The organism is Pseudomonas asgharzadehiana, assembly GCF_019139815.1.
In the GTDB taxonomy this organism is placed as follows: domain Bacteria; phylum Pseudomonadota; class Gammaproteobacteria; order Pseudomonadales; family Pseudomonadaceae; genus Aquipseudomonas; species Aquipseudomonas asgharzadehiana.
The window spans coordinates 1,262,496-1,288,650 of sequence record NZ_CP077079.1 but is presented as its reverse complement, the minus strand read 5'-3'; the positions used below and the strand labels follow the sequence as shown (position 1 = coordinate 1,288,650).

The 26,155-nt window shown below is 62.0% G+C and carries 26 protein-coding genes; 6 read left to right on the top strand and 20 right to left on the bottom strand.

From position 1 onward, the window contains the following. Position 1: 1 nt before the first annotated feature. Positions 2-1,021, bottom strand: coding sequence for a Leu/Phe/Val dehydrogenase (locus KSS96_RS05835; protein WP_017526242.1), 1,020 nt, complete (start codon positions 1,019-1,021; stop codon positions 2-4). A 185-nt stretch (positions 1,022-1,206) separates the two neighbouring features. Here KSS96_RS05835 and KSS96_RS05830 point away from each other — a divergent pair, with 185 nt between their 5' ends. Further along, the gene (locus KSS96_RS05830) at positions 1,207-2,010 is read left to right on the top strand and encodes a SirB1 family protein (protein ID WP_065877247.1); all 804 of its coding nucleotides are present in this window, start codon (positions 1,207-1,209) and stop codon (positions 2,008-2,010) included. On the opposite strand, the gene KSS96_RS05825 is transcribed toward KSS96_RS05830, so the two are convergent. The 4 genes from KSS96_RS05825 to hmgA form a co-directional block, all read right to left on the bottom strand. Then, entirely contained in the window at positions 2,007-3,374 is a 1,368-nt protein-coding gene (locus KSS96_RS05825) for an MFS transporter (protein ID WP_065877248.1), read from the bottom strand. The genes KSS96_RS05830 and KSS96_RS05825 overlap by 4 nt on opposite strands. A 62-nt stretch (positions 3,375-3,436) precedes the next feature. Further along, positions 3,437-4,072, bottom strand: a complete 636-nt coding sequence (maiA, locus tag KSS96_RS05820; RefSeq protein ID WP_068937555.1) for a maleylacetoacetate isomerase — start codon at positions 4,070-4,072, stop codon at positions 3,437-3,439. A 12-nt stretch (positions 4,073-4,084) separates the two neighbouring features. Further along, entirely contained in the window at positions 4,085-5,371 is a 1,287-nt protein-coding gene (fahA, locus tag KSS96_RS05815) for a fumarylacetoacetase (protein ID WP_217855810.1), read from the bottom strand. A gap of 3 nt (positions 5,372-5,374) precedes the next feature. Continuing rightward, positions 5,375-6,658: a homogentisate 1,2-dioxygenase gene (gene hmgA, locus KSS96_RS05810; protein WP_017526237.1), complete on the bottom strand. Its 1,284-nt coding sequence runs from the start codon at positions 6,656-6,658 to the stop codon at positions 5,375-5,377. Between the two features lie 119 nt (positions 6,659-6,777). On the opposite strand from hmgA, the gene KSS96_RS05805 reads away from it, so the two are divergent. Then, positions 6,778-7,557, top strand: a complete 780-nt coding sequence (locus KSS96_RS05805) for an IclR family transcriptional regulator (RefSeq protein ID WP_017526236.1) — start codon at positions 6,778-6,780, stop codon at positions 7,555-7,557. A 1-nt stretch (position 7,558) separates the two neighbouring features. On the opposite strand, the gene dacB is transcribed toward KSS96_RS05805, so the two are convergent. The 7 genes from dacB to KSS96_RS05770 form a co-directional block, all read right to left on the bottom strand. Then, complete coding sequence (dacB, locus tag KSS96_RS05800; RefSeq protein ID WP_026067134.1) at positions 7,559-9,004, bottom strand: D-alanyl-D-alanine carboxypeptidase/D-alanyl-D-alanine endopeptidase; 1,446 nt, start codon at positions 9,002-9,004, stop codon at positions 7,559-7,561. A 128-nt stretch (positions 9,005-9,132) separates the two neighbouring features. Then, positions 9,133-11,550 carry a TonB-dependent siderophore receptor gene (locus KSS96_RS05795; RefSeq protein WP_217855808.1) on the bottom strand — a complete coding sequence of 806 codons (2,418 nt, stop codon included), beginning with the start codon at positions 11,548-11,550 and terminating at the stop codon, positions 9,133-9,135. Positions 11,551-11,660: 110 nt separating this feature from the next. Then, the gene (locus KSS96_RS05790) at positions 11,661-12,596 is read right to left on the bottom strand and encodes a glutathione S-transferase family protein (protein WP_017526233.1); all 936 of its coding nucleotides are present in this window, start codon (positions 12,594-12,596) and stop codon (positions 11,661-11,663) included. 75 nt (positions 12,597-12,671) lie between these two features. Then, the gene (locus KSS96_RS05785) at positions 12,672-12,947 is read right to left on the bottom strand and encodes a GIY-YIG nuclease family protein (RefSeq protein ID WP_017526232.1); all 276 of its coding nucleotides are present in this window, start codon (positions 12,945-12,947) and stop codon (positions 12,672-12,674) included. A gap of 36 nt (positions 12,948-12,983) precedes the next feature. Then, a complete protein-coding gene (locus tag KSS96_RS05780; protein WP_017526231.1) occupies positions 12,984-13,454 on the bottom strand; it encodes a nuclear transport factor 2 family protein in 471 nt (156 codons plus the stop codon). 111 nt (positions 13,455-13,565) lie between these two features. Then, positions 13,566-14,822 carry a CynX/NimT family MFS transporter gene (locus KSS96_RS05775; RefSeq protein WP_068937552.1) on the bottom strand — a complete coding sequence of 419 codons (1,257 nt, stop codon included), beginning with the start codon at positions 14,820-14,822 and terminating at the stop codon, positions 13,566-13,568. After that, positions 14,812-15,471 carry a FadR/GntR family transcriptional regulator gene (locus KSS96_RS05770; protein WP_217855806.1) on the bottom strand — a complete coding sequence of 220 codons (660 nt, stop codon included), beginning with the start codon at positions 15,469-15,471 and terminating at the stop codon, positions 14,812-14,814. Before KSS96_RS05770 ends, KSS96_RS05775 begins: the two co-directional genes overlap by 11 nt. Before the next feature lie 158 nt (positions 15,472-15,629). On the opposite strand from KSS96_RS05770, the gene KSS96_RS05765 reads away from it, so the two are divergent. Together KSS96_RS05765 and KSS96_RS05760 are read left to right on the top strand one after the other, a co-directional pair. Next, positions 15,630-15,941, top strand: a complete 312-nt coding sequence (locus KSS96_RS05765; RefSeq protein WP_068937550.1) for a type II toxin-antitoxin system MqsR family toxin — start codon at positions 15,630-15,632, stop codon at positions 15,939-15,941. Then, positions 15,938-16,420 (top strand): type II toxin-antitoxin system MqsA family antitoxin, encoded by a 483-nt coding sequence (locus KSS96_RS05760; protein ID WP_068937549.1) that lies wholly within the window; start codon positions 15,938-15,940, stop codon positions 16,418-16,420. Before KSS96_RS05765 ends, KSS96_RS05760 begins: the two co-directional genes overlap by 4 nt. Before the next feature lie 49 nt (positions 16,421-16,469). On the opposite strand, the gene KSS96_RS05755 is transcribed toward KSS96_RS05760, so the two are convergent. The 4 genes from KSS96_RS05755 to KSS96_RS05740 all read right to left on the bottom strand — a co-directional run bounded on the left by KSS96_RS05755 (position 16,470) and on the right by KSS96_RS05740 (position 20,639). Further along, a complete protein-coding gene (locus KSS96_RS05755) occupies positions 16,470-17,234 on the bottom strand; it encodes an amino acid ABC transporter ATP-binding protein (protein WP_003171943.1) in 765 nt (254 codons plus the stop codon). A gap of 11 nt (positions 17,235-17,245) precedes the next feature. Continuing rightward, positions 17,246-18,343 (bottom strand): amino acid ABC transporter permease, encoded by a 1,098-nt coding sequence (locus KSS96_RS05750; protein WP_017526226.1) that lies wholly within the window; start codon positions 18,341-18,343, stop codon positions 17,246-17,248. A 10-nt stretch (positions 18,344-18,353) separates the two neighbouring features. Continuing rightward, positions 18,354-19,535 (bottom strand): amino acid ABC transporter permease, encoded by a 1,182-nt coding sequence (locus KSS96_RS05745; RefSeq protein WP_017526225.1) that lies wholly within the window; start codon positions 19,533-19,535, stop codon positions 18,354-18,356. Positions 19,536-19,607: 72 nt separating this feature from the next. Beyond that, positions 19,608-20,639 (bottom strand): amino acid ABC transporter substrate-binding protein, encoded by a 1,032-nt coding sequence (locus tag KSS96_RS05740; protein ID WP_017526224.1) that lies wholly within the window; start codon positions 20,637-20,639, stop codon positions 19,608-19,610. 347 nt (positions 20,640-20,986) lie between these two features. On the opposite strand from KSS96_RS05740, the gene KSS96_RS05735 reads away from it, so the two are divergent. Next, positions 20,987-21,643 (top strand): alpha/beta hydrolase, encoded by a 657-nt coding sequence (locus KSS96_RS05735; protein ID WP_017526223.1) that lies wholly within the window; start codon positions 20,987-20,989, stop codon positions 21,641-21,643. Between the two features lie 95 nt (positions 21,644-21,738). After that, on the top strand, positions 21,739-23,205 hold the full coding sequence (rhlB, locus tag KSS96_RS05730) for an ATP-dependent RNA helicase RhlB (RefSeq protein WP_026067133.1): 1,467 nt from the start codon (positions 21,739-21,741) through the stop codon (positions 23,203-23,205). A 69-nt stretch (positions 23,206-23,274) separates the two neighbouring features. Here rhlB and moaE read toward each other — a convergent pair whose 3' ends face one another. From moaE to KSS96_RS05710, 4 genes are all read right to left on the bottom strand, one after another. Further along, positions 23,275-23,724: a molybdopterin synthase catalytic subunit MoaE gene (gene moaE, locus KSS96_RS05725; RefSeq protein WP_017526221.1), complete on the bottom strand. Its 450-nt coding sequence runs from the start codon at positions 23,722-23,724 to the stop codon at positions 23,275-23,277. A gap of 2 nt (positions 23,725-23,726) precedes the next feature. After that, positions 23,727-23,969: a molybdopterin converting factor subunit 1 gene (moaD, locus tag KSS96_RS05720; protein ID WP_017526220.1), complete on the bottom strand. Its 243-nt coding sequence runs from the start codon at positions 23,967-23,969 to the stop codon at positions 23,727-23,729. After that, positions 23,966-24,439: a cyclic pyranopterin monophosphate synthase MoaC gene (gene moaC, locus KSS96_RS05715; RefSeq protein WP_017526219.1), complete on the bottom strand. Its 474-nt coding sequence runs from the start codon at positions 24,437-24,439 to the stop codon at positions 23,966-23,968. Before moaC ends, moaD begins: the two co-directional genes overlap by 4 nt. 151 nt (positions 24,440-24,590) lie before the next feature. Next, on the bottom strand, positions 24,591-25,985 hold the full coding sequence (locus KSS96_RS05710) for a PhoH family protein (protein WP_017526218.1): 1,395 nt from the start codon (positions 25,983-25,985) through the stop codon (positions 24,591-24,593). Positions 25,986-26,155 lie beyond the last annotated feature (170 nt).

Below are 26,155 nucleotides of genomic sequence, written 5' to 3'. Positions count from 1 at the left end.
CTCATGGGTAAAGCAGGCGCTCGGCGAGTTCGTCCGCCACCCGTGCGGGGGAGCGTTTTTCCGCTTGGGCATGGGCGTAGATCTCGGTCAGGCGCTTGCCGATGTTGGACAGGTGCGCGGTGATGGTCGGCAGTTCGGCGCCGCTGTGTTTGAGCGCGACGTAGATCAGGCCGCCGGAGTTGATCACATAATCCGGGGCATAGAGGATACCGCGGCCTTCCAACTGGTCGGCCACTTGCAGGTTGGTCAGTTGCGCGCTCGCGGACCCGGCCACGGCGGCGCAACGCAGTTGGCCGACACTGGTGCGGTTGAACACGGCGCCCAGGCCGCAGGGCGCAAGAATGTCGCATGGGGTGCTGAGCAAGGCGTCGTTGGCGATGGGGTGTGCGCCCAGTTGTGCCATGGCCAGTTGCACCTTGCCGTGGTCGATGTCGCTGACCAACAGTTCGGCGCCGGCGGCGTGCAGTTGCTCGGCCAGGGCATATCCGACGTTGCCCAGGCCCTGGATGGCCACGCGCAGGCCTTCGAGGTTGTCGCTTCCCAGGCGCGCCATGGCGGTGGTGCGGATGCCAGCGAACACGCCCATGGCCGCATGAGGCGAAGGGTCGCCGGCGGCGGTGGTGCTGGTGACGAAGCGGGTGTGCTGGGCGATGCAATCCATGTCGGCCACCGAGGTGCCACTGTCGATGGCGGTGATGTAGCGGCCATTGAGTTGCTCGACACACCGCCCGAAGGCTTCAAACAACGCAGCGCGGCTTTCCACATGCGCCGGGCGCAGGATCACCGCCGTGCCACCGCCCACCGGCAACCCGGCCAGGGCCGCCTTGTAGCTCATGCCCTGGGCCAGGCGCGCGGCGTCCGCCATCGCACTTTCGTCGTCGGGGTAGGCGATATAGCGACAGCCGCCCAAAGCGGGCCCCAGGCGACTGTTATGGATGGCAATGATCGCCTTGAGCCCCGTGACCGGGTCGATGCTCAGGTGCAGCGATTCAAGGCGGGTGCTGTGCATGAGAGCAAACATCGTCAAGCTCCCGAATCACTTCTTGTGTCGCCAAGTATAGGCTGGCGGCAGAAAACTGCCGGAGCGCACTGGAATAAGCCGCCAGGTTTTGCGGGACTTGCGACATAAGCAGGTAGGATGTGTCTTAAGGCACTGGACGAATTTTCCTGGCAAGGCTAAAACGGGAGCATCCGCCGGAGAACGCAATGACGCCCCGCCAAGCCTTTTTCGCCTGCCTGCAACGTTCGCCACCGGCGCTGTTCGAAGCCGCGCTATGGATCGCCGCCGAGCACGACCCGACGGTGCAGCCGCTGGACATCCTGCAGGGCCTCGCATTGCTGCAACAACAGGTCAGCCTGGGCATGCCCATGCTGCCGGCGGATGAGTTGGGCCAGCCGTTACTGCGGCGCATGAACGACCTGGGCTTTGCCCAAGACGAGTTCACCCCGCTGCGCCCCGCCGCTGCCCTGCTGGACAAGGTGTTACAACGCAAACGCGGGCAACCGCTGGCCATGGGGCTGATCGCCATGGAACTGGCGCGACGCCTGCAAATCCCGATGGCCGGGGTGAATTTCCCAGGGCATTTCCTGCTGCGGGTGCCCGGCGCCGATCACCTGCTGGACCCATGCGGCGGCCGGCGCCTGTACCCCAACGATTGCCGCGAACTGCTGCAACGCCAATATGGCCCCAAGCTCAAGTTGCAGGCCGATCATCTGCTGACGGCCGAGCCGCGTTCGATCCTGCAACGGCTGTCACGCAACCTGCGTCAACTGCACCTTTCCAATGACAAACCATTAGCCGCCCTGATTGACGCCGAGCGCGTGCTGGAACTGGGCAGCGCCAACGCCGCCGATTACCTGGCGCGGGCCAGCCTGTACCAACGCCTGGATTGCCCCAACGCCGAACGCTTCGACCTGGAACACGCACTGTTGCTCAGCGAAGACCCCATCCAGCGCCTGCGCCTGACCGAGCGGCTGGGGCACCTGCCGCCCAACTCCGTGGTGCACTAAGCCTGCGGCGTTTTGAGAATATCGCCATGCAGCGCGAGCTTCGGCGCTTGGCTCACCGGCGCGCGCACCTGGATGATCAGCAACGCGGCAATGACTGCCGGGATCGCGCAGAAGAAAAAAATCTGCTGCACAGGAATATGCATGGCCAGCAACAGGCTGCCGAACAGCGGCCCCAGGATCGAACCGAAACGTCCCACGCCCAACGCCCAGCCCGTGCCGGTAGCGCGAACATGTGCCGGGTAGAAATTGCTGGCGAAGGCGTTAAGGGTCAACTGCCCGCCGATGATGCAGAAACCGGCTGCGAACACACAGGCCACCAGGTAGCGCGGATTGTCGTGGTTCAACCCCAGCAGAACGGTACACACCGCCGCTGCCGCCAACACGCCGGACAACAGCCGCACCTCGCTTTTGAGGCGGTCGGCAAACCAGGCCATGCCGATCGCACCCAGGGTGCCGGCAAACAGAAACATCGAGGTCACCAGGTTGGCTTGCTTCAGCGCCAGGCCGCTTTCGAGCAACAACGATGGCAGCCAACTGATCATGAAATACAACAGGATCAGGCTGACAAAGAATGTCGACCAGATCAGCAAGGTCGGGCGCGCGTAACCGTTGCGAAACAGCTCCACCACCGTCAGCTTGCTGCCCTGCTCGTGCAGGTTTTGTGCCTCCCTCGCCGGCGGCGGTTGCCAATCGGGCAGCATGCGCGCGGTGACGCTGCGCAATCGCAGATACGGCGATGCGTCGCGTAACAGGCGCGGCAAGGATTCAGGCAGCAGCCACACCAAAAACGGCAACAACAGCAACGGCGTAACGCCGCCTGCCAGAAATACTGACTGCCAACCAAAATTGTCGATAAACCCTGCCGCCACAAACCCACCCGCCGCGCCGCCGAAGGAGAACCCGCACGCGGCCAGGGTCACCATCAAGGTGCGCAGGCGTGGCGGCGAATAGTCCGACATCAACGCCATGGCACTGGGCATCGCACCGCCCATGCCGATGCCACAGGTAAACCGCGCGGCCATCAGCGTGGTCAGCGAGTTGGCGAACACCATCAGCACGGTGAGGCTGGCGTAGATCAACACACAACCCAGCAGGATGCGCCGCACACCAAACCGGTCGGCCAGGGGCGTTACCAGCAGCGAGCCCAGTGTGAGCCCCAACAGGTTGGCGCTGAACACCGGCCCGAATGCGGCTTTTTCCAGCTCCCAGTCCTTGGCCAGCGCCGGCACCACATAGCCCAGCACCTGGGCATCGTAGCCATCGGTCACCAGCAGCAACGCCAGTAACAGGAGGATCAACCACTGATAGCGCGACACCGGACGGGCGTCGAGTGCCGCGCGAAAGCTGGCAATCTGAGTGTGCATCGCAAGGTACCTACTTATTTTTATGGGTAGGCGGCCCCGATCCAATGTGGGCGCCTTGAGCGTTATGGGGTGTCGGGTTGGTGGGCGGGATGGGCCTGAATGAACGCCGGATGCTGCGCCGCCAACGCCGCCACCCGCCCAATACGCGGGTAGGCCGCCAACGGCACCTTGAAGCGCTGTGCCGCATATAGCTGCGGAACCAGGAACGCATCCGCCAGCCCCGGCTGCTCGCCGAAGCAAAACCCTGTGTCGCCAATCAACTGCTCCACCGCGCCCAACCCCTGGCTGATCCAATGACCGATCCACTCCAGCACCTGTGCCTCATCATGCCCCCACTGGCGCAACAGGTTCTGGGTGCTGGAGTTGTGCAGCGGGTGGATATCGCAGCCGATAATTGCCGCAACGCCACGCTCGTGGGCACGGGTGGCCAGGTGCTTGGACAGCAACGGCACCTGTGGATAACGTTCGTCCAGGTACTCGATGATTGCCGAAGACTGAATCAGCAGCTCACCCTCATCGAGGCGCAACGCCGGCACGCGACCTTGCGGGTTGATGGCCAGGTATTCCGGCTGGCGATTGGCACCGCCCGCCGGTAACAGCAAGTTGACCGGCACCGCCGTACAGTCCAGCCCCTTGAGCGCCAAGGCAATGCGTACCCGGTACGACGCGGTGGAGCGGTAGTAGGTATAGAGTTCCATCACCCGCCCCTCTTAACGTGCCGCAACCACGGTACCCCGGCATTCGCCGAAGCCGATGGAGGCAAAGCCTTCACGCTTGCAGCGGGCGCGCAGGATGATCTCGTCGCCGTCTTCGAGGAACCTGCGCACTTCGCCGGACGGCAATTCGATCACCTTCTTGCCGCCTTCGGTAGTCTCCAGCAGGCTGCCGAACTGCCCCGCCTGCGGCCCGGACAACGTGCCGGTGCCGAACAGATCACCGGCCTGCAACTGGCAGCCGTTGACACTGTGATGCGCCACCAGCTGCGCCACGGTCCAGTACATATGCAGGCTGTTGCTCAGGGCCAGGCGATGGGCCCGCAGGTTCTGTTCACGCATGGCGGCGGTGGTCAGCAGCACCTCCAACTCGATATCCAGGGCGCCGTTGGCCTGGTCACGTTTGTCCAGCAGGTACGGCAGCGGTTGCGGGTCGCCCTCGGGGCGGGCCGGCTGGGCCTTGCGGAACGGCTCCAGCGCTTCGGCCGTGACCACCCAGGGCGAGATGGTGGTGATGAAACTTTTCGACAAAAATGGCCCCAGCGGCTGGTATTCCCACGCCTGGATATCGCGTGCCGACCAGTCGTTGAGCAAGCAGAAACCGGCGATATGCTCGGCCGCGTCACCAATGGCAATCGAATCGCCCATGGCATTGCCCGGGCCGATCCAGATCCCCAGTTCCAATTCGTAGTCCAAACGCGCACACGGGCCGAAGGTCGGTTCGGCCTGGCCGGCGGGCAGCGTCTGGCCTTTGGGGCGACGCACCTCGGCACCCGACGCGCGAATGGTCGACGCGCGGCCGTGGTAGCCAATCGGTACGTACTTGTAGTTGGGCAGCAACGGGTTGTCAGGACGGAACAGTTTGCCGACGTTTTGCGCGTGTTCGATGCCCACGTAGAAATCGGTGTAGTCGTTGATCCGCGCCGGCACATGCAGCTGGCAACCGGCGGCGCGATGCAGTACCTGGGCCTCGCGTGCGTGCAATGGGCTGCCCTCGGCCAGCAGTTCCAGCAGGCGTTCACGCAAAGCCACGCGCGGGCCACGGCCCAGTTCGAAGAAGGCATTCAACTGGCCGCCGGCGGTCGCTTCAACGGCACGACGGGCCTCGCCGTCAAACGCGTCCAACGCAGCGTGAAGATCGAAGATGCAGTCACCAATCGCCACGCCACTGCGCGGTGCCGAGCCGTTGATACTGAAGATACCCAGCGGCAGGTTCTGCAGCGGGAAATCACGGTGACCGTTGGCCGAAGCCACCCAGCTGCGGGCTAGCGTCTGTTGAGTCATGGGTTATCTCCGGTTCGGGTTGAAGGTGGCGGGCAGCGCGGCCCAGCACGCGTCGTAAGCGGGTTGCAGTTGCGGGCAGTCCAGGGCGAACTGGGTGGGACGCAGCACTTGGCTGGTCTCGAACATGAAGGCCATGGTGTTGTCGATCTTGTGCGGCGCCAGCTCGACGTTGATGGCTTTGGTGCAGGTCTCGCCGTCCGGGCCATGGGCACTCATGCAGCTGTGCAGCGACGCACCGCCGGGCAGGAAGCCTTCGGCCTTGGCATCGTAGGCGCCCTGGATCAGGCCCATGTATTCGTTCATCAGGTTGCGGTGGAACCACGGCGGGCGGAAGGTGTTCTCGGCCACCATCCAGCGTGGCGGGAAGATCACGAAGTCGAGGTTGGCCAGGCCGTGGGTGCTGGTCGGCGACGTCAGTACGGTGAAGATCGACGGGTCCGGATGATCGAAACTCACCGTACCGATCGTATTGAAGCGGCGCAGATCGTATTTGTACGGCACGTTATTGCCGTGCCAGGCCACCACGTTGAGTGGCGAATGATCCAGCTCGCAGGCCCACAACTCGCCGAGGAACTTCTGCACCAGCGTCGTGGGTATCTTCAGGTCTTCGTAATGGGCGACCGGGGTGAGGAAGTCGCGCGGGTTGGCCAGGCCGTTGCTGCCGATGGGGCCCAGGTCCGGCAGGCGCAACGGGGCGCCATGGTTTTCGGCGATATAACCGCGTGCTTGCGCATCCAGCAGTTCGACGCGGAATTTGAGCCCGCGCGGCAGCACGGCGATTTCCAGCGGTTGCACCTCCAGCACCCCCAGTTCGGTGGCGATACGCAGGCGGCCCTGCTCCGGAACGATCAACCACTCGCCATCGGCGTTGAAGAACACGCGTTCCATCGAACGGTTGGCGCGGTAGTGATAAATGCTGATACCTGCGGGTTTTTCCGACGCCGAGTTGGCAACCATGCCGACGAGGCCGTCGATAAAATCGGTCGGCTCGCTCGGAATATCCAGCGGGTTCCAACGCAGTCGGTTGGGTGTCACCGCGCCCAGCGGCCCACCGGCCAACTGCCGGTCCAGCTTGACGAACGCCGGGTGGTTGGCCGAGGGCTGGATGCGGTAGAGCCAGGTACGCCGGGCTTCGCTGCGCGCCATGGTAAACGCGGTGCCGGAGAACAGTTCGGTGTACAGCCCATACGGCGCTTTTTGCGGGGAGTTCTGGCCGACCGGCAGCGCGCCGGGCAGGGCTTCGCTGGCGAATTCATTGCCGAAGCCCGACAGGTATTCGAGGTTCATGGAGCATCCTCTGTATCACGTTATTTTTATCGTAATCGATTTACGCATAACGTAATTTGATCACTATCGAGCGTCAAGCTATAAAGACGCCCATTCATCTCTTGGATTCCCGCCCCTCCATGGAAAAGCCCCGCGACACCGGTAAACAGAAAGTCCGCTCGGCCGAAGTGGGTACCGACATTCTCAAAGCGCTGGCCGAGTTGGCGCCGGCCACCTCGCTGTCGCGCCTGGCCGAACATGTGCAAATGCCAGCGAGCAAGGTACACCGCTACCTGCAGGCCTTGATCGCCTCCGGGTTTGCCGAACAGAACACCGCCACCAACCACTATGGCCTGGGCCGCGAAGCCTTGCGCGTCGGCTTGGCCGCGCTGGGCAGCATGGACGTGTTGAAAGTCGGCGCCCTGCCCCTGGCGGAACTGCGCGACGAGTTGAATGAAACCTGCTTTCTGGCGGTATGGGGCAACCAGGGCGCAACCGTGGTGCAGATCGAACCGGCGGTGCGCGCGGTCACGGTGGTGACGCAGTTGGGCTCGGTATTGCCACTGCTCAGCTCATCCACCGGGCTGGTGTTCAGCGCCTTCCTGCCGTTGCGGGAAACCGTGGAGCTGCGCGAGCGTGAGGTGCAGGCAGGTCTTGCCCATGCGCTGGCGGACGACGGGGCCTACGCCATCACCTGCGAGCAGATCCGCCGCCGTGGCCTGCATTTTGTACACGGGTTGCTGATGCCGGGCGTGGACGCGTTGTCGGCACCGGTGTTCAACGCGGTCGGGCACGTCGCAGCGGTGATGACGGTGGTCGGCCCTACCTCGCTGTTCCACGCCGACGAAGATGGCCCGGCGGCGCAGCGCTTGCTGGCGGCGACCCGGGCCGTGAGTTGGCGCATGGGCTATCAGCCCTGAATCAGTCGCGCCACTGGGTCAGGGCCACAGCCAGGCGGTTTTCGAGGGCGCGGATCGGCGCCGCATCGCCCAGGTAGTTGTTGCTGAGCATCGAGAACACCAGGCGTCGCCCGTCGGCATCCTGGATGTAGCCACTGAGCGACGAGACGCCCGCCATGGAGCCGGTCTTGGCGTGCAGGTTGTTTTCAGCGGGCGTGCCGCGCAAGCGATAACGCAGGCTGCCGCCGCTCATGCGGTTTGCGTTGCCGGCGATCGGCAGCGCGTCGTACCAGGCCTTGAACCAGGGCTGTCTGGCCGTGGCCAGCAACAGGTCGGTCAAGTTCTGCGACGACACCAGATTGCGCCGCGACAAGCCCGAGCCGTCCACCTGGCTCAGCGTCGCCGGGTCCAGGCCCTGGCGCTGCATGAACGCCGCCACCGCTGCCACGCCCGCCTGGGCGGTGCCCGCATTCGCCGTCTGGCGCCCCATGGCCTTGAGCAAGGCTTCGGACATGTTGTTGTTCGAGAGCTTGAGCAGCGGCGTGATCAGTGCCTGCAACGGCGCCGACTGATGCTCTGCCAACAGCGTCGCGGTGTTCGGGGTGGCACCGCCGATCACGCGTCGACCCAGCACCTTGATGCCCTGCTGCGCCAGCGCCTGTTCAAACAGGTTGGCCACCAGTTGCGTCGGCTCCCAGACGCTCACCCACTCTCGGCGTTGCTCGCCCGGCGCCAGCGCACCGGTGAGTTGCAGCAGGTTGGTGCCGTGCCGGCGGGTGATGCCGTACGTATTGCCCGGGCCACTGACCGCGCGATTGCTCAGTTGTACGTAATCGGTTGGCGGGCTTAGCACCACACTCACCGGCTGGCCGGCTGTCGCCGGGGCCTTGGCGGTGACGATCAAGGTGCCCGCATCAAAATCGGTGTCGGGCGACACCGTGAGCGCCGAAATCTGCGCGCCGTAGTAGGTGCTTTCATCGTCCTGCGCCCAGTCGACACCCAGGCGTTCGGTGTCGAACCAGGTGTCGTCAAATACCAGGTCCCCCTGCACTTGACGCACGCCCTGGCTCGCCAGCTGCGCGGCCAGCGCCTGGTAATCGGCGAGCTGCGTGGTGGGGTCGCCCAGGCCACGCAGGTAAAGGTTGCCGGTCAGGCGCTCGCCTTGCTGCACGCCGTTACCGCGCAACTGCGTGGAAAACCGGTATTGCGGCCCCAGCACCTCCATAGCGGCCGCGGTGGTCAGCAATTTGAGATTCGAGGCAGGCACCAGCCGCGTACGCGGATTGTATTGGTAAAGCGTGGCGCCGCTGCGGGCGTCGCGCACCATCAGGGAGACGGTGGCGCCGTTGAGGGCCGGGTCGGCCAGCATTCGATCGAGGGTGGCCGAGGTGGAGGTCGGCGAAACGCTGGCGCAACCATTGAGTAACAAGCTCAAGCACAGCAGGTGCAGCCATCGTCCAAAGTGCATCGGTGTCGTTTCCCGCCAAGCCATCAGTGCCGGCAACGCTAACAGCTGCGCCCCCTTATGGCGAGCGGGCTGACCTCCCACACTTTGGATCGGTGCTGATCCGCAACCCCAGGTCACCGCTGCCCCTTTTAGAACTGCAGCGTGCTCGACACCGACACCTGCCGTGCATCCCCCATCGACACAAAGAACCGGCTGGCCGCCGAGGTGTAGTAGGTGCGGTCAAACAGGTTCTTCACGTTGAGCTGGAACTTGACCTTCTGCCCTTCAATTTTGGTGTCGTAAGTGGCGAACGCATCCGCCACGGTGTAGCCCGGCAAGTTGAAGTCGTTGGCCGCATCGCCTGCGCGCTCGCCCACATAACGCGCACCCGCGCCGACTCGCAATTGATCGCCGCCGAACACGTTGCCGAAGTCATACACCGCCGACAGCGAGCCGGTGTGCCTGGCCACGTTCTGCAGGCGGTTGCCTTGCAGGGTCGGGTCCTTGTCCTTGACGTCTTCGGCGTCGGTGAAGGCGTAGCTGCCGATCACGCTCCACTGGTCGGTCAGCTGGCCGCTGGCGTCCAGTTCCAAGCCCCGGGAGCGCACCTGGCCGGCGATGCTGTAGACCGTGTTGGCATTGGAGCCCACCGAGACCAGGACGTTGCGCTTGTCGATATTGAACAACGCCGCACTGGCGGTGATGCGCCCAGGGATGTCGAGCTTGGCGCCCAACTCCCATGATTTGGATTCCTCGGGCGTCAGGTCGCCGGTCAAGGTGCTGTTGTCGGCCAGGGCGGCGATGGTGGAGTTGGGTTTGAACGACTCGGTGTAGCTGCCGTAGAACGACAACTCGTCGGTGTAGCGATACACCAGGCCGGCGCGCGGCACCCAGGCCTGGCCGTTGCCGTTGGTGTTGGCCTTGAACGGCACGCCCTTGCCGGCGTATTGGTCGTACATCTGGTAACGCGCGCCGGCGACAAAAATCCACCGCTCGTTCAGGTGAATCGCGTCCTGGAAAAACACCGAGTCGCTGCGCAGCAGGTCGGTCTGGGCGCTGTCGGTGGCACTGACCGTGCTGCCCGCCACTTCATTGCCGTACACCGGGTTGTTGTAGTTGAAGGTGGTGCGCGAGGCCTGGCGGATCAGGTCGGCGCGATAGATCTTGCGGTACTCGTCGTCCAGGCCGAACACCACGTCATGTTGCATGCCCAGTGCGTTGACCTTGCCTTCCAGGCTCGCGGTGGCGAAACGGTCGGTGGTGATCGCGCCCTGGGTGCCGTCCATTTTGCGGGTCAGGGTGCCGTTGTCATTCACCGCACTGACGCGCACTTGGCTGGCATCGTAGGTCTCGCGGTTCCAGCTATAGCCGAAGTGGGCTTTCCAGTCGTCGTTCACGTCATGGTCGGCTTCGAAGCGGTACAGGTCGGAGCGGCCTTGCATGTTGTTGAACGGTTCATCCAGACGCCGGGTGGACGGGATGTCCAACGGGTGGTTGGACTTATCGATGGCGGTGCCACGGTCGAACGGCGAGAGAAACTCGCGGTGTTCATAGGCGAACAGCAACTTGGTGCTGTCGCCGTACCAGGCCAGGGACGGGGCAACCAGCGTTTCGCGATGGGTGCCGAAGTTGCGCCAGTAGTCTTCGTCTTCGTGGTCGACGATCAGGCGATAGGCCAGGCCCGAATCACCGATCGGCCCGGTGGTGTCGAGGCCGCCGCCGCTGCCGTTCTTGCCGTCGCCAAAGGTGGAGCCGCGCACGGTCAGGGACGTGGAGGGGCTCAACTCGGGCTTTTTACTGACGATATTCACCACGCCGCCCGGGTCCTGGATGCCATACAGCAACGAGGACGGGCCCTTGAGCACTTCGACGCGCTCGGCCGTGGCGTTCAATGCGCGCCCCTGCACTATCGGCATGCCGTCGCGCATGATCGAACCGTTACGGTTGTCGCCGAAGCCGCGCAGCATCACCGCGTCCTGAGTGCTGGCCAAGGTGTTGGCCTGGGTGATGCCGCTGATATTGCCCAAGGCATCGTCCAGGTTGCGCGGGGTCTGGTCACGCAAGACCTGCGCCGGGACCACATTGACGGTTTGCGGGGTTTCCAGCAGCAACGCATGGGAGCGCATCACCGAGCTGGTGGGCGGCGGCTGGTAACTGGTGCTGTCCTGGGTTTGGCCGACGCCGCTGATGGTGGTGGCGCCGAGGTTGAGCGCGCCATCGGTGGGTAGCGGCTCCAGGGCCAATGTGCGGGCATCGATTTGGCGGAACGTGAAGCCGGAGTCGCCCAGCAGGCGTTGCAAGGCCGCCGTGGCGCTCATCTGCCCGCTGACCGCCGGGGCGTTGAGGCCGTAGGGCGCTTCGTCGGTGTAGATCACGCTGATGCCGGTCACCCGGCTGAAGTCGCTCAGGGCCTGGGGCAGCGGCTTGGCGGCCAGGGCAAAATTGAACTGGGCACTTTGCTGCTCTTGCGCCTGTGCCACGCACAACGGCAGCAACGCTAGCCCCGACACCACCAATACCGAGGCTCCCAGCCACTGTTTAACCAAACCGCCCGCCATCGACTTCATGCTGTGAGAACCCGTGTAGAAAACGCTGTTAATGCGAATAAATCGCAGTTTCAAGCACTACACGGATGGGCCGCCGGTTTACCTCACGTTTATGTGCAAATTATTTTTAATCAGTGCGCCTGGATGCGGAAACCGAAGCGCGGAAAATGCACATGCACGGTGCCCGCTCGCGCGTCGGTGCGGCGCAGGATCAGCTCTTCGCGCCCGGCAAAGAGCAATTCGCCGGCGACCGGGTCGACCCCGTAATCGATGGCGCTAATGCTCACCTGCTGACCGGGCTGGAAGCCATTCAAGTCCTCGAACACTTCCGCGGGCAACGGCGCCGGTGTGGCGTTGCGCGCAACGTCCAATGCTTGCTCGGCGCTCATCTGGCTGGCGGTGCCGTGACCAAAACCGAGCACGCGGCCCAACCACGCCGACACGGCCGGATACGCATCCACCAACGGCGCGGTCACGGGCGTCGCCTTGAGGAACCACAACGGATGGGCCAGGGCAAAGTCGGCAATGCACGGCTCGCCAAACAGAAAGTCCCCCGGTTCACGCTGTAATTGCTGCTCCAGGCGCGCCATGATCGCCGGCCATTGGTGCTTGGCCAGTTCCGCCGGCAGCTTGCTGGCCGTGCCGCCGCTGAACAGCGCGGCGCGGTCCGCGAGGAACGCCTTGATCGCTTCCGGCGGCAACTTGCCGAAACGCACCGCCACCGACTCAGGCTGGAACACCAGGCTCACGGCGTGGGCAAACACCACACTGTCGGCCCAGGTGGCGAAGGTTTGGGTGATCATCTCCTGGCCCAGCGGGAACAACGCCGGCGCGGATTTTTCCTGCTCCAGACGGCGGGCGATCAGGGCGGTGTCGCAATAGATATCGGCACCCACTTGCAGCACCGGGGTCTTGCGGTAGCCGCCGGTGAGGGCAGTCAGGTCCGGCTTTGGCATCACCGGCGAGATATGCACCGAGTGCCAGGACAGGCCTTTGAAGCCCAGCAGCAGCCGCGCTTTTTCCGCGAAGGGGGACGTGGGGTAGTGGTGCAGGATTAGCTCAGACATGCTGGGGTCCACTGGACAAATGAACCCGCAGCTTAGCCTGCAACGGGCTCAGTGGGTGTGATAGCCGCCCATCAGTCAGATCAATGAACCACTGGCCGCCAGACACTCCTTGGCGCTCTTCTTCAATTTCTTGATCAACCGCTCCTGGCGCAGCGCCTCGCCTTTGCTTGCGCACTGCTCGGTATAGACCAACGCCACCGCCGGGCTGGAGAGGAAAAACCGCGCGCCCTTGCCGCTCTGGTGCGAGGCAAAGCGGCGTACCGGGTCATTGCTGATGCCACAATACAGCGCGCCATTGGCGGCGCGCACCAGGTACACAAACCAGGGTTTGGGTTCGACAGGATCAGTCACAGGCGGATTCAACAAACCAGAGGAACGCCAAGCTTATCAACGACTCGCCTGAAATGCCTTCAAGCCTTTGTTCGCCTGGGCGCGCACGGCGTTTTTCACCAGCGGTGTCCAGCCCAGCAGCAAGCCTTTGGTGCCCAATGCCTGGCGCGACCAGCGCCACAGGTCGAAGCTGTCGTGGTGCTCGCAGATCTTGCCGTCGCGCAACACAAACCGCGCCTGAATATCATTGACCACGGTGTTGCCGGTGGCACTGAACAAGTACGTAGCCACCCAATGCGCACCGCCGCTGCGATCATCGCTGCGCACGTTGTCGAACGTCAGGGAGAAGTCCTTGGCACGCGTGGTCAGCATGCGCCACATATCGCCGACATCGCGCCCGCGCAACTCACCGAAGGCCGGGTCGCTGAACACCACATCCTCGGTGTAGCAGGCGGCCATCGCGTCGGCGTCCAGGCGCTGGAAGGCCGTGTAGAACTGGGTGATCAGGGCGTTATGGGCATCGCTCATGGGCAGGCTCCGCTGGCGTCGAAAAGGTAGGCGCACGATAAGCCGCCCGCGCCGCTAACGCCACTGACATTCGCCACGCAAATGACCGGGGCTAGGGGCACGGGGGCGGCGCTAGACTTTTTCGCTGCTCACGCCTACGTACCGCGCACGGCCCGCGCCAACCCCGGCGACCATGGCCGCCACGCCGATCACTGCGAAAATCCAGCCCGTCGCGCCCCACCCACCGGTCCAATCGTGCACCAGGCCCACGGCCAGCGGCCCCATGGAGGCCAGGGTGTATCCGATGCCCTGGGCCATGCTCGACAGGTTCGCGGCCACATGGGCGTCGCGCGAGCGCAGTACGATCAGGGTCAGCGCCAGGCTGAAAGTACCGCCCTGCCCCAGGCCGAGCACAATCGCCCAGGCCCACAAGCCGTCGAGGGGTGCATACAGGCAACCGAACAGGCCGCCCAGCGTCAGCAACATCACGATCACGATGGCCAAACGCTGGTCTTTACCCCGCGTGGCCAGCCACGGTGCCGCCAGGGAACTGAACAATTGCACGATGATGGAACCGGACAGCGCCAGCCCCGCTTCGGTGGCGCTCAGGCCACGGCCGATCAGCATCGACGGCAGCCAGCCGAACACGATGTAGGCCAAGGACGATTGCAGGCCCATATAAAGCGTGACCTGCCACGCCAACGGATCGCGCAATAACCCCTTCACGCGATAAGCAACACGGTGCGCGCCGTGTCGTTGCCCGACCTGCGGCAGCCAGCACAACGCCGCGACCAGCGCCGGCACCATCCAGAACCCCAGGCCTATCGCCCAGCTATCGCCGAAGTAATCACTGAGTGGCACCGCAGCCCCCGCCGCCAGCGCAGCCCCCAGGCACAACGCCATGGTGTAGACGCCGGTCATGGCGCCCGCCTGCCTGGCGAAATCCCGCTTGACGATGCCCGGCAGCAACACCCCGATAATGCCGATGCTCGCACCGGCGATCAGGCTGCCGAGAAACAACCCCGCTTCACCCAGCACACTGCGCAGGATGATCCCGGCGGCCAGGGTCAGCAGGATGCCCAACACCACCCGCTCAGCCCCAAAGCGCCGCGCCAGGATCGGTGCGGTGGGCGCGAACAAGCCCAGGCACAGCACCGGCAACGTGGTCAGCAGCCCAGCCTTGGCGGCCGACAACCCCAGGCTGCTGGAGACTTCACTGAGCAAGGGCGCCAGACTCGACAACGCCGGGCGCAGGTTCAGCGCCACCAGCACCAGGCCCAGTAGCAGCAACCAGGGGCGGCTTACGGTTGGCGGCGTCTGTTGCACCACGTCGTCGTCGGCTTCGGCGTCGATCAGCAGTTCGGTGTTGCGTTGCGGTTCAAGGTTCATTGATCAACTGCCGGCAAAGGGATTTGGCACGTTCCGGGTCCTGGTGTTCCACGGCGTCGAGCAGGGCAACATGCAGGTCGAACACCGCCTGGCGACGCGGCGACATGCTCAGGGTCTGGCGCAACTGCGCCCCGACGATGGCGGAAAAATACCGGTACAACTCGCTCAACGCCGGGTTATGCGCTGCGTCCACCAAGCGTGTGTGGAACACCAGGTCGGCGCGGATATAGGCCTCCAGTTCACCGTGGTACAGCGCGGCGCTGGCCTGCAGCGCCTCCCGCAGCTGTTCGAGGTCTTGCTCGGTACGCCGCAGTGCCGCCAGGCCGATGGCCTCCACTTCAAGCATCTGCCGCGTCTCCTGCGCCTGCTCCAAGGTGCAGTGGGACAGCGCGCGCATCGCCCCCGCCGGGTCGGTCATCGAGCGCAGGTAACTGCCGTCACCCTGGCGGACTTCGATCAACCCGGAAAACGCCAACACACGCATGGCTTCGCGCACGGTATTGCGACTGATGCCCAGCTCGGCGCACAACTCGGGCTCGGTGGGCAGGCGTTCACCGACCGCCCACACCCCTGCGGCGATGCGCAGACGCAGTTGCTCCAAGGCCTGATCGACCAGGGAGCGTTTAATCAGGGGAGCGATGTCTGTCATGGGTGCGCGCTTTCGTCCAATCATAGGATGAATTTTCCTACAGACTATTCAGAGTTGCCTACAAAGACAAGGCACTAGGGTTCTTGGGCGGGAAAAGAAGCAGTATTTTCGATTGGTAAAATTACCCTTAAAGGGTAATTATTTGACCCAGGTGTCTTATGGAAAAGTACACACCTCATTACGATTTGGCGGTGATCAAGGCGGATGTCAGGCGGCTTGGGGGAAAGGCCTTTACTTCAACGGCGAAGAGCACAGGGAGGAAACTCGGCTTTGAGATCCATGAAATGCAAGAGGCCGTGTTTCGATTGCAAACCAGGATGTTGTACAAATCAATGACTACCTATGCAGATCATAAGGTCTGGCAGGACGTGTACCACATCAGTTCACACGGCATGGAGATTTACATAAAGGTCACCTACGGCTCAGGCGGTAACCCACCGGTAATCTCCTTCAAGGAGTGCGACTCATGAAAACTCAACAGTGCTTTATATGCGGTACGCCCGACGGCATGACTCGGTTCGAGGGCCGTAGCGAGACTATTAGCGTCAAAGGGATGGAGCGTCGTGTCGATGATCTTTCCGGCTGGGAATGCCATGTATGCGGCGACGGCATGTATGACCCGGATAGTTCAGAGCGCCACGCAAAGGTAGGTGATGAACTCGTCCGCGCCGCGCGGACAATGATCGGCAACGAGATGAGACGTATCCGTCGCAAGCTGCAACTTACGCAAAAAGAAGCCGTGCAACTGTTGTCCGGTGGCGGTCACAACGCTTTTTCACGTTATGAACGCGGTGAGCTTCTGCCACCCAAGCCACTGGTTCTGTTGATGCGATTACTGGACCGTTACCCGCATTTGCTTGCCGACGCCAAGGTATTGGCCGAAGGCGCTGACTTACGGGGGTTCACTCATACAGTGGACACAGGGCATGAGGCGCTCAAGGCCTGCTGAACGGACAAAAATAAACCCGGCCAGGCCGGGTTTATTTTTTAACCATCGATCAATGCAAAATCTGGCTCAAGAACAACTTGGTCCGATCATTCTGCGGGTTGTCGAAGAAGTCATTCGGCGCCGCCTGCTCAACGATCTCGCCCTTGTCCATGAAGATCACGCGGTTGGCCACGGTGCGGGCGAAGCCCATTTCGTGGGTCACGCACAACATGGTCATGCCGTCTTCGGCCAGGCCGATCATGGTGTCGAGTACTTCCTTGACCATTTCCGGATCGAGCGCCGAGGTTGGCTCATCGAACAGCATGATTTTCGGCTTCATGCACAAGGCACGGGCAATCGCCACACGCTGTTGCTGGCCGCCGGAGAGTTGCCCCGGAAACTTGTGCGCCTGCTCCGGGATACGCACGCGCTCCAGGTAGTGCATGGCAATTTCTTCGGCCTTGCGCTTGGGCATCTTGCGCACCCACATCGGCGCCAACGTGCAGTTCTGCAGGATGGTCAGGTGCGGGAACAGGTTGAAGTGCTGGAACACCATGCCCACTTCACGACGGATCGCTTCGATCTGCTTGAGGTCGTTGGTCAGTTCCACGCCGTCGACCACGATGCGGCCCTGCTGGTGCTCTTCCAGACGGTTGAGGCAGCGGATGGTGGTGGACTTGCCCGAACCCGACGGCCCGCACAGCACGATACGCTCGCCCTGCTTGACGTTCAGGTTGATGTCTTTCAACACGTGGAACTGGCCGTACCACTTGTTGACGCCCTGCATCTGGATAATGCCTTCAGGGCTCACAGGCTGTTTGATTGCTTCGCTCATAAAAAGAACTCCTAACGCTTGTGGCCTGTGTCGAGCTTGCGTTCCAGATGCATGGAATAGCGCGACATACCAAAACAGAAAATCCAGAACACCAGGGCGGCGAACACGTAGCCTTCAGTGGCCATGCCCAGCCATTTGGGGTCGGCGGCAGCTTGCTTGACGCTGTTGAGCAGGTCGAACAGGCCGATGATGATCACCAGGCTGGTGTCCTTGAACAGCGCAATAAACGTGTTGACGATGCCCGGGATCACCAGCTTCAGGGCTTGCGGCAGAATCACCAGACCCATGCTGCGCCAGTAACCCAGGCCCATCGCCGCGGCCGCCTCGTACTGACCTTTAGGAATCGCCTGCAACCCGCCGCGCACCACTTCGGCCACATAGGCCGACTGGAACAGGATCACGCCGATCAGCGCCCGCAGCAGCTTGTCGAAGTTCATGCCTTCAGGCAGGAACAACGGCAGCATCACCGACGACATGAACAGCACCGTGATCAACGGCACGCCGCGCCAGAATTCGATGAAGGTCACGCAGACCACACGAATCGCCGGCATGTTCGAACGTCGCCCCAGTGCCAGCACAATACCCAGCGGCAAGGCGCCGGCGATGCCGACAGTGGCGATCACCAGGGTCAGCATCAGGCCGCCCCACTGGCTGGTCGCCACGTTGGTCAAGCCGAACACGCCACCGTGCAGCAGGAAGTAGGCAACGATCGGGTACAGCACCAGGAAGCTCAGGCCGTAGATGGCCTTGTGTTGGAAGCGCGAGAGGAACAACGGCGCCACGCCGACAATCGCCAGCCACACGGTCAGGTCCACGCGCCAGCGCAGGTCGCCGGGGTAGTAGCCGTACATGAACTGCCCGAAGCGCTGTTGGATGAACACCCAGCAGGCGCCTTCCTTGGTGCAATCGGCGCGAGTGGTGCCCACCCAGTTGGCATCGAGGATCGCCCAATGCAGGATCGGCGGCACCACCAGGTACACCAGGTAAATCGACAGCAAAGTCAGCAAGGTATTGAGCCAACTGGAAAACAGGTTGGCGCGCATCCATGCCACCGGGCCGAAGACTTTGCTCGGCGGCGGCATATCGGGTTTGAAAGTATGAGAACTCATGTGCGTTTCCTCACCGCTCGATCAGCGCAATGCGCTTGTTGTACCAGTTCATCAGCAGGGAAATGCTGATGCTGATCGCCAGGTACACGCTCATGGTGATGGCAATGACTTCGATGGCCTGGCCGGTCTGGTTGAGCACCGTGCCGGCAAACAGCGAAACCATTTCCGGGTAACCGATACCGGCGGCCAACGACGAGTTTTTCGCCAGGTTCAGGTATTGGCTGGTCAGCGGCGGAATGATCACGCGCAAGGCTTGCGGAATGATCACCTTACGCAGCGTCGGCCCATTGCGCAGGCCCAGGGAACGCGCGGCTTCGGTCTGGCCGTGGCTGACCGACTTGATGCCCGAACGCACGATCTCGGCGATGAACGCCGCGGTGTACACCGTCAGGGCCAGGGTCAGTGCCAGCAGTTCAGGGATAAGCACCCAGCCGCCGACAAAGTTGAAGCCTTGCAGCTTGGGCATTTCCCAGTGCAGCGGCACGCCGAAGATCAACGCGCACAGTGCCGGGATCACGATGAACAACGCCAGGCCCGCCCAGAACTTATGGAACGGAACACCGGTGGCTTCAAAGCGCTTGTTGGCCCAACGAGTCATCAGCACGATCGCCACAATCGCCAGCACTACACTGGCCACAAACGGCCAGAACCCATCGGCGGCCAGCGCCGCCGGCATGTTCAGGCCACGGCTGCTGACAAAGAAGGTATCGCCGAAGTTATGGCTGTTGCGCGGCCCCGGCATGGTCAGGAACACCGCGAAGTACCAGAACAGGATCTGCAGCAGCGGCGGAATGTTGCGGAACACTTCCACATACACCGTCGCCAGCTTGTTGATCATCCAGTTCGGCGACAGTCGCGCCACGCCGACGATAAAGCCGAGCAGGGTAGCCAGGATCACGCCGATGAAGGTCACCAGCAGGGTGTTGAGCAAGCCGATTACAAAGACGCGGGCATAGCTGTCCGATTCGGTGTAGTCGATCAAGTGCTGCGCGATGCCGAAGCCGGCACTGCGCTCAAGAAAGTCGAAACCCGAGGTAATGCCTCGGTGTTGAAGGTTGGTCTGGGTATTGTTGAAGAGGTACCAGCCCAGCGAGACCACCGCCACAATCGTGATGATCTGGAAGAGCCACGCACGCACTTTGGGATCGCTGAAGCTGAGCTTCTGCTTTGGTGCGCCGATTTGATTTTGCATGAAGTGCCCCGGAAAGAATGGAACAGAACATCACCCGGCGGTTGGCCCACCGGGTGACAGAACCATCAGCGATCAGCGCACAGGCGGTGCGTATTGAATGCCGCCGTTGTTCCACAGCGCGTTCAGGCCACGGTCGATTTCCAACGGGGTGCTCTTGCCGAGGTTGCGCTCGAACACTTCACCGTAGTTACCCACTTGCTTGACGATCTGCACGACCCAGTCTTTCTTCACTTTCAAGTCTTTGCCGTATTCGCCGTCGGCACCGAGCAGACGCGCGACGTCCGGGTTCTTGGTGGACTTGGCTTCAGCTTCAACGTTTTTCGAAGTAATACCGGCTTCTTCGGCGTTGAGCATGGCGTAGCCTACCCAGCGCACGATGGCCAGCCACTCGTCGTCACCGTTACGTACCACCGGGCCCAGGGGCTCTTTGGAAATGGTTTCCGGCAGAACCACGTAGTCCTTCGGCGAGGCCAACTTGCTGCGCTGGGCGAACAGTTGGGACTTGTCGGAGGTCAGCACGTCGCAACGACCGGATTCCAGCGACTTGGCGCTTTCATCGGAGGTGTCGAAGGTGATCGGGGTGTATTTCAGACCGTTGCCACGGAAGTAGTCGGAAACGTTCAGTTCAGTGGTGGTACCGGCCTGGATGCAGATAGTTGCACCGTCCAGTTCCTTGGCGCTTTTAACGCCCAGTTTGTTGTTAACCAGGAAGCCGATGCCGTCGTAGTAGGTGATGAAACCCGGGAATTTCAGGCCCATGCCCGCATCGCGGGAGCTGGTCATGGTGGTGTTACGGGACAAGATGTCTACTTCGCCCGACTGAAGCGCGGTGAAACGCTCCTTGGCGTTCAACTGGCTGAACTTGACCTTGGTCGCGTCGCCGAACACGGCAGCGGCAACAGCGCGGCATACGTCAGCATCGATCCCCAGGATCTTGCCGCTGGCATCCGGTACCGAGAAACCCGGCAGGCCGTCACTCACGCCACATTGCACAAAGCCTTTCTTCTGCACGGCGTCCAGGGTGGCGCCGGCTTGGGCGAAACCACTGACACCCAGTACAGCGGCCGCGGAAACGATGGCCAGGGTGGATTTCAATACCTTCATTCAAACCTCCAGTTTTGCTCTTGTTGTGTCGGAGCTCGAACCCCACCGCACCCTTTTGAGGCGATCTTGACCCGTGTTGGCTTTTTTTGGGGTCAAACGGCATGAGGCTGTCGCTATAAGTCCAGTTGCTATCCCAGAGGCGGCTGTCACTGATAGTGTTACCGCCACGAGAGAGACCTGACATCGCTTTGTGCATAGCAAGCGCCGTACCAGAGTGACGGCTGAGTCGTTTCAGCCCATGGTCAAGAGCAAAAGATTCAAAGTTGCGACATCTAATTAACAAATCAACCGGTGACGCACCGTTCCGATGCACCCAATCGGAGCGAATGCACATCTATGGAGCAGACATGACCGAACCCTTGATTCTTCAGCCCGCCAAGCCCGCAGATGCCTGCGTAATCTGGTTGCATGGCCTGGGTGCCGATCGCTACGACTTCCTGCCTGTAGCCGAAGCCTTACAGGAAATCCTGCTGAGCACCCGCTTCGTTTTGCCCCAGGCCCCCACCCGTCCGGTGACGATCAATGGCGGCTACGAAATGCCCAGTTGGTACGACATCAAGGCGATGAGCCCGGCGCGGTCGATATCGCTGGACGAGCTGCAAACCTCTTCAAACATGGTCACAGACCTGATTGAAGACCAGAAGAGAACCGGAATAGACGCCTCGCGGATTTTCCTCGCTGGTTTTTCCCAAGGCGGCGCCGTGGTATTCCACACCGCGTTCAAGGACCTGGAAGGCCCTTTGGGTGGCGTGATCGCCCTCTCCACTTATGCACCGACCTTCGGCGATGAGCTCCAATTGTCCGCCAGCCAGCAACGCATTCCTGCCTTGTGCCTGCACGGCCAATACGACGAGGTGGTGCAGAACGCCATGGGCCGTACCGCGTATGAGCACCTCAAGAGCCGTGGTGTCACCGTGACATGGCAGGAATACCCAATGGGCCACGAAGTGTTACCCCAGGAGATACACGATATTGGTACCTGGTTGGCCGACCGCCTGCGCTGAACGCCGCGTTTAGGTAGCCGTATGACAGACGCACTACGCCGCGCCCGATTCTTGCATTACACTGGCCGGCGTATATTCCTTAACCAATTAATGAGATCACCGTGCTCAAAGCACTCAAGAAGATGTTCGGCAAAAACGAGGCTGAGCCGCTCGCGCCTGATTCCAGTGCTCCTGTCCCCACGCCCGGCAACCGTAATGACGGCCAACAGCCAGACCGGACAGCACCTGTCGCCCAGCCGAAGACGCCGACGGTGACGCCACCCGCACAGGCCATACCTGCTGAGGTAAAAGCCGAACCTGCGCCCAAGCCTCGCCGTGAGCGAGCACCCAAGCCGGTCGTCATCCCCTGGAAACTCGAAGACTTCGTCGTCGAGCCCCAGGAAGGCAAAACCCGCTTCCACGACTTCAAACTGGCCCCGGAACTGATGCACGCCATCCAGGACCTGGGTTTCCCGTACTGCACGCCCATCCAGGCACAAGTGCTGGGCTTTACCCTCGCGGGCAAAGACGCCATCGGCCGCGCGCAAACCGGTACCGGCAAGACCGCCGCGTTCCTGATTTCGATCATCACCCAACTGTTGCAAACGCCGCCGCCCAAAGAACGCTACATGGGTGAACCGCGCGCGCTGATCATCGCTCCCACTCGCGAGCTGGTGGTGCAGATCGCCAAAGACGCCGCCGACCTGACCAAGTACACGGGCCTGAACGTCATGACGTTCGTCGGCGGCATGGACTTCGACAAGCAGCTCAAGCACCTCGAAGCCCGCCATTGCGACATTCTGGTGGCCACGCCGGGCCGCCTGCTGGACTTCAACCAGCGCGGCGACGTGCATTTGGATATGGTCGAAGTCATGGTGCTGGACGAAGCCGACCGCATGCTCGACATGGGCTTTATCCCACAAGTGCGCCAGATCATTCGCCAGACCCCGCCCAAGAGCGAGCGCCAGACCCTGCTGTTCTCCGCGACCTTCACCGAAGACGTGATGAACCTCGCCAAGCAGTGGACCACCGACCCGTCCATCGTCGAGATCGAGGCGCTGAACGTCGCCAGCGAAAACGTCGAACAGCATATCTATGCCGTGGCCGGTGCCGACAAGTACAAGCTGCTCTACAACCTGGTCAACGACAACGGCTGGGAACGCGTCATGGTGTTCGCCAACCGCAAGGACGAAGTGCGCCGCATCGAGGAACGCCTGGTGCGCGATGGCGTCAACGCCGCGCAACTGTCCGGCGATGTGCCGCAGCACAAGCGCATCAAGACCCTGGAAGGTTTCCGCGAAGGCAAGATTCGCGTGCTGGTGGCCACCGATGTGGCCGGGCGCGGGATTCACATTGACGGCATCAGCCACGTGATCAACTTCACCCTGCCGGAAGTACCGGACGACTACGTGCACCGCATTGGCCGTACCGGTCGTGCAGGCGCTGCCGGTGTGTCGATCAGCTTTGCGGGCGAGGACGACTCGTACCAGTTGCCGTCGATCGAGGCGCTGCTGGGGCGCAAGATCAGCTGCGAGACGCCGCCGACGCATCTGTTGCGGGCCGTGGAGCGCAAACGCCCTTAACGGTTGGAATGCGCTAAAAAATGTGGGAGGGGCTTGCACCCTCCCACATTTGCATCTGTGTTTGGCGTGCTATTTCCAGCGGTCTGCAGCAGCGTGGTCGCTGTCGCGCCCTTCCACCCAGCGCGCACCGTCGGGCGTGTTTTCCTTTTTCCAGAACGGTGCCCGCGTTTTCAGGTAATCCATCACAAACGCACAGGCGTCAAATGCCGCCTGGCGATGGGCACTGGCCGCCGCCACGAACACAATCGGCTCACCCGGCTCCAGCGCGCCGACGCGGTGCAACACCTCCAACTTGAGCAACGGCCAGCGCTGCTCAGCCTCAACGGCAATCTTGGCCAGGGCCTTTTCGGTCATGCCGGGGTAGTGCTCCAGAAACATCCCCGACACGTCGCGGCCATCATTGAAGTCGCGCACATAGCCGACAAAACTCACCACCGCGCCCACGCCCACATTGGCCGCGTGCATCGCGTTGACTTCAGCCCCGGGATCGAACGCTTCGACCTGCACGCAGATGGCCATGTTCAGCCTCCGGTCACGGGCGGGAAAAACGCCACTTCATCGCCGGCCTGCACCGGTTCGTCGAGGCTGCACAGCTCCTCGTTGCGCGCGCACATCAGGCTCGTTTCGTTGAGCACTGCGAACTCCGGATCAGCGGCCAATGCCTGGCGCACCGCGTCGACAGTCGCGAAGTCGCCTTCCATTTCCAGCGAATCGAAGCCCACCGCTTCGGCGTAGCGCGCAAAAAACAGTACGTTGACGCTCATTGTTCATCCGCCTTGAAATGGCCGCTCTTGCCGCCGAGTTTTTCCAGCAGGCGAATACTTTCGATGGTCATGCCGCGATCCACCGCCTTGCACATGTCGTAGATCGTCAGTGCCGCGACACTGGCGGCGGTCAATGCTTCCATCTCCACACCGGTCTGCCCGGAGAGCTTGCAGCGCGCGACGATATGCACACAGTCTGCGCCCTCGGCACTGAGTTCGACCTTGACGCCCGTCAACATCAGCGGATGACACAGGGGGATCAGATCACTGGTTTTTTTCGCGGCCTGGATCCCGGCAATGCGGGCCACGGCAAACACGTCACCCTTGGGATGGGCGCCGTCGACAATCATTTGCAGGGTTTCGGGCAACATGCGCACCCGCGCTTCAGCCACCGCTTCACGGAACGTCACGGACTTGTCAGTGACGTCGACCATATGGGCGCGGCCTTGGGAATCGAGATGAGTCAGCACAGCGATACTCCTGATCAGGAGCCGCGATTGTAAACCCAACACGGAACAAAATGTGGAAGGGGGCTTGAACCCGACAGCGGTGGCACATTCAACATTTCTGTTAACTGGCCCACAGCAATCGGGAGCAAGCCCCCTCCCCCCTTGATCGCGTTTACAGGTGCGATTCGGCGTATTCGGCCAGAATCGAGCGCGGTACCCCTTGCAGCGCGATATGCACGCCGTTCGGGAAGTCTTTGAAGCGTTCCGTGAGGTACGTCAGCCCGGAGCTGGTCGCGGACAGGTAAGGGGTGTCGATCTGTGCCAGGTTGCCCAGGCACACCACTTTGGAACCGGCGCCGGCACGGGTGATGATGGTTTTCATCTGGTGCGGCGTGAGGTTCTGGCATTCATCGATCAAAATCAGGCTCTGCTGGAAGCTGCGACCTCGGATGTAGTTGAGGGATTTGAACTGCAACGGCACTTTGCTGAGGATGTAGTCGACGCTGCCATGGGTGTTTTCGTCATCCATGTGCAAGGCTTCGAGGTTGTCGGTGATCGCCCCCAGCCACGGCTCCATTTTTTCCGCCTCGGTGCCGGGCAGGAAGCCGATTTCCTGGTCCAGGCCCTGCACGCTGCGGGTGGCGATAATGCGGCGATAACGCTTGGTCACCATGGTCTGCTCGATGGCGGCGGCCAACGCGAGGATGGTTTTCCCCGAGCCAGCGGCGCCGGTCAGGTTGACCAGATGGATATCCGGGTCGAGCAGCGCGTACAGCGCCAGGCTCTGGTAGATGTCACGCGGTTTCAGGCCCCAGGCTTCCTGGTGCAACAGGGGTTCCTGATGCAGGTCGAGGATCAGCAGCTTGTCTACCTGGATCTCTTTGATCCAGCCCACGAAGCCCTGTTCGTCGACGATGAATTCATTGATATGCACGGCCGGAAGGTTGTCGATCAGTTGTACCTGATGCCAGGTGCGGCCATGGTCCTGACGGGTTTCGACCTTGCTCACGCGGTCCCAGAACGAGCCGGTCATCATGTGATAACCACGGGACAGCATCGACACGTCGTCGACCAGTTGGTCGGTACTGTAATCCTCGGCCGCGATCCCACACGCTCGGGCCTTGAGGCGCATGTTGATGTCTTTGGTCACCAGCACCACACGCAGGTCCTTGTCACGCGCATGCAGGTCGATCAATTGGTTGATGATTTTGTTGTCGTTGAGGTTTTCCGGCAGCAGGCTGGTGGGCTCGCCGCGCTTGCTCATCAGAATCGACAGCAAGCCCTTGGGCCCGCTTTTGCCACGCTGGATCGGCACGCCGACTTCAACGTCCTCCGGTGACGCTTCGCCCAATGTCTTGTCGATCAGGCGGATAGCCTGGCGGCATTCGGCGGCAACGCTGTGGTGCCCACTTTTGAGTTTGTCGAGTTCCTCAAGCACGATCATCGGGATAGCGACGTGGTGTTCTTCGAAATTAAGCAGAGCGTTTGGATCGTGGATCAATACGTTGGTATCGAGCACATAAAGGATTGGCTGGTCGGAAGAAGGGGTGCGTCCATGATCATCCATACTCGGTCACCTTTGTGGGAGCCAGTCGACGCAATACCACGACAGTGCTGCGCCTCGATTCGACCACCGAAATGCACCTTAAGTGACGTCAAGTGCATTGCCCACATGAGGAGTCTTGTAAGACGCCACCTGTGATGCAGGTTTCGGCGATCTGACTTCGTAATACCGCA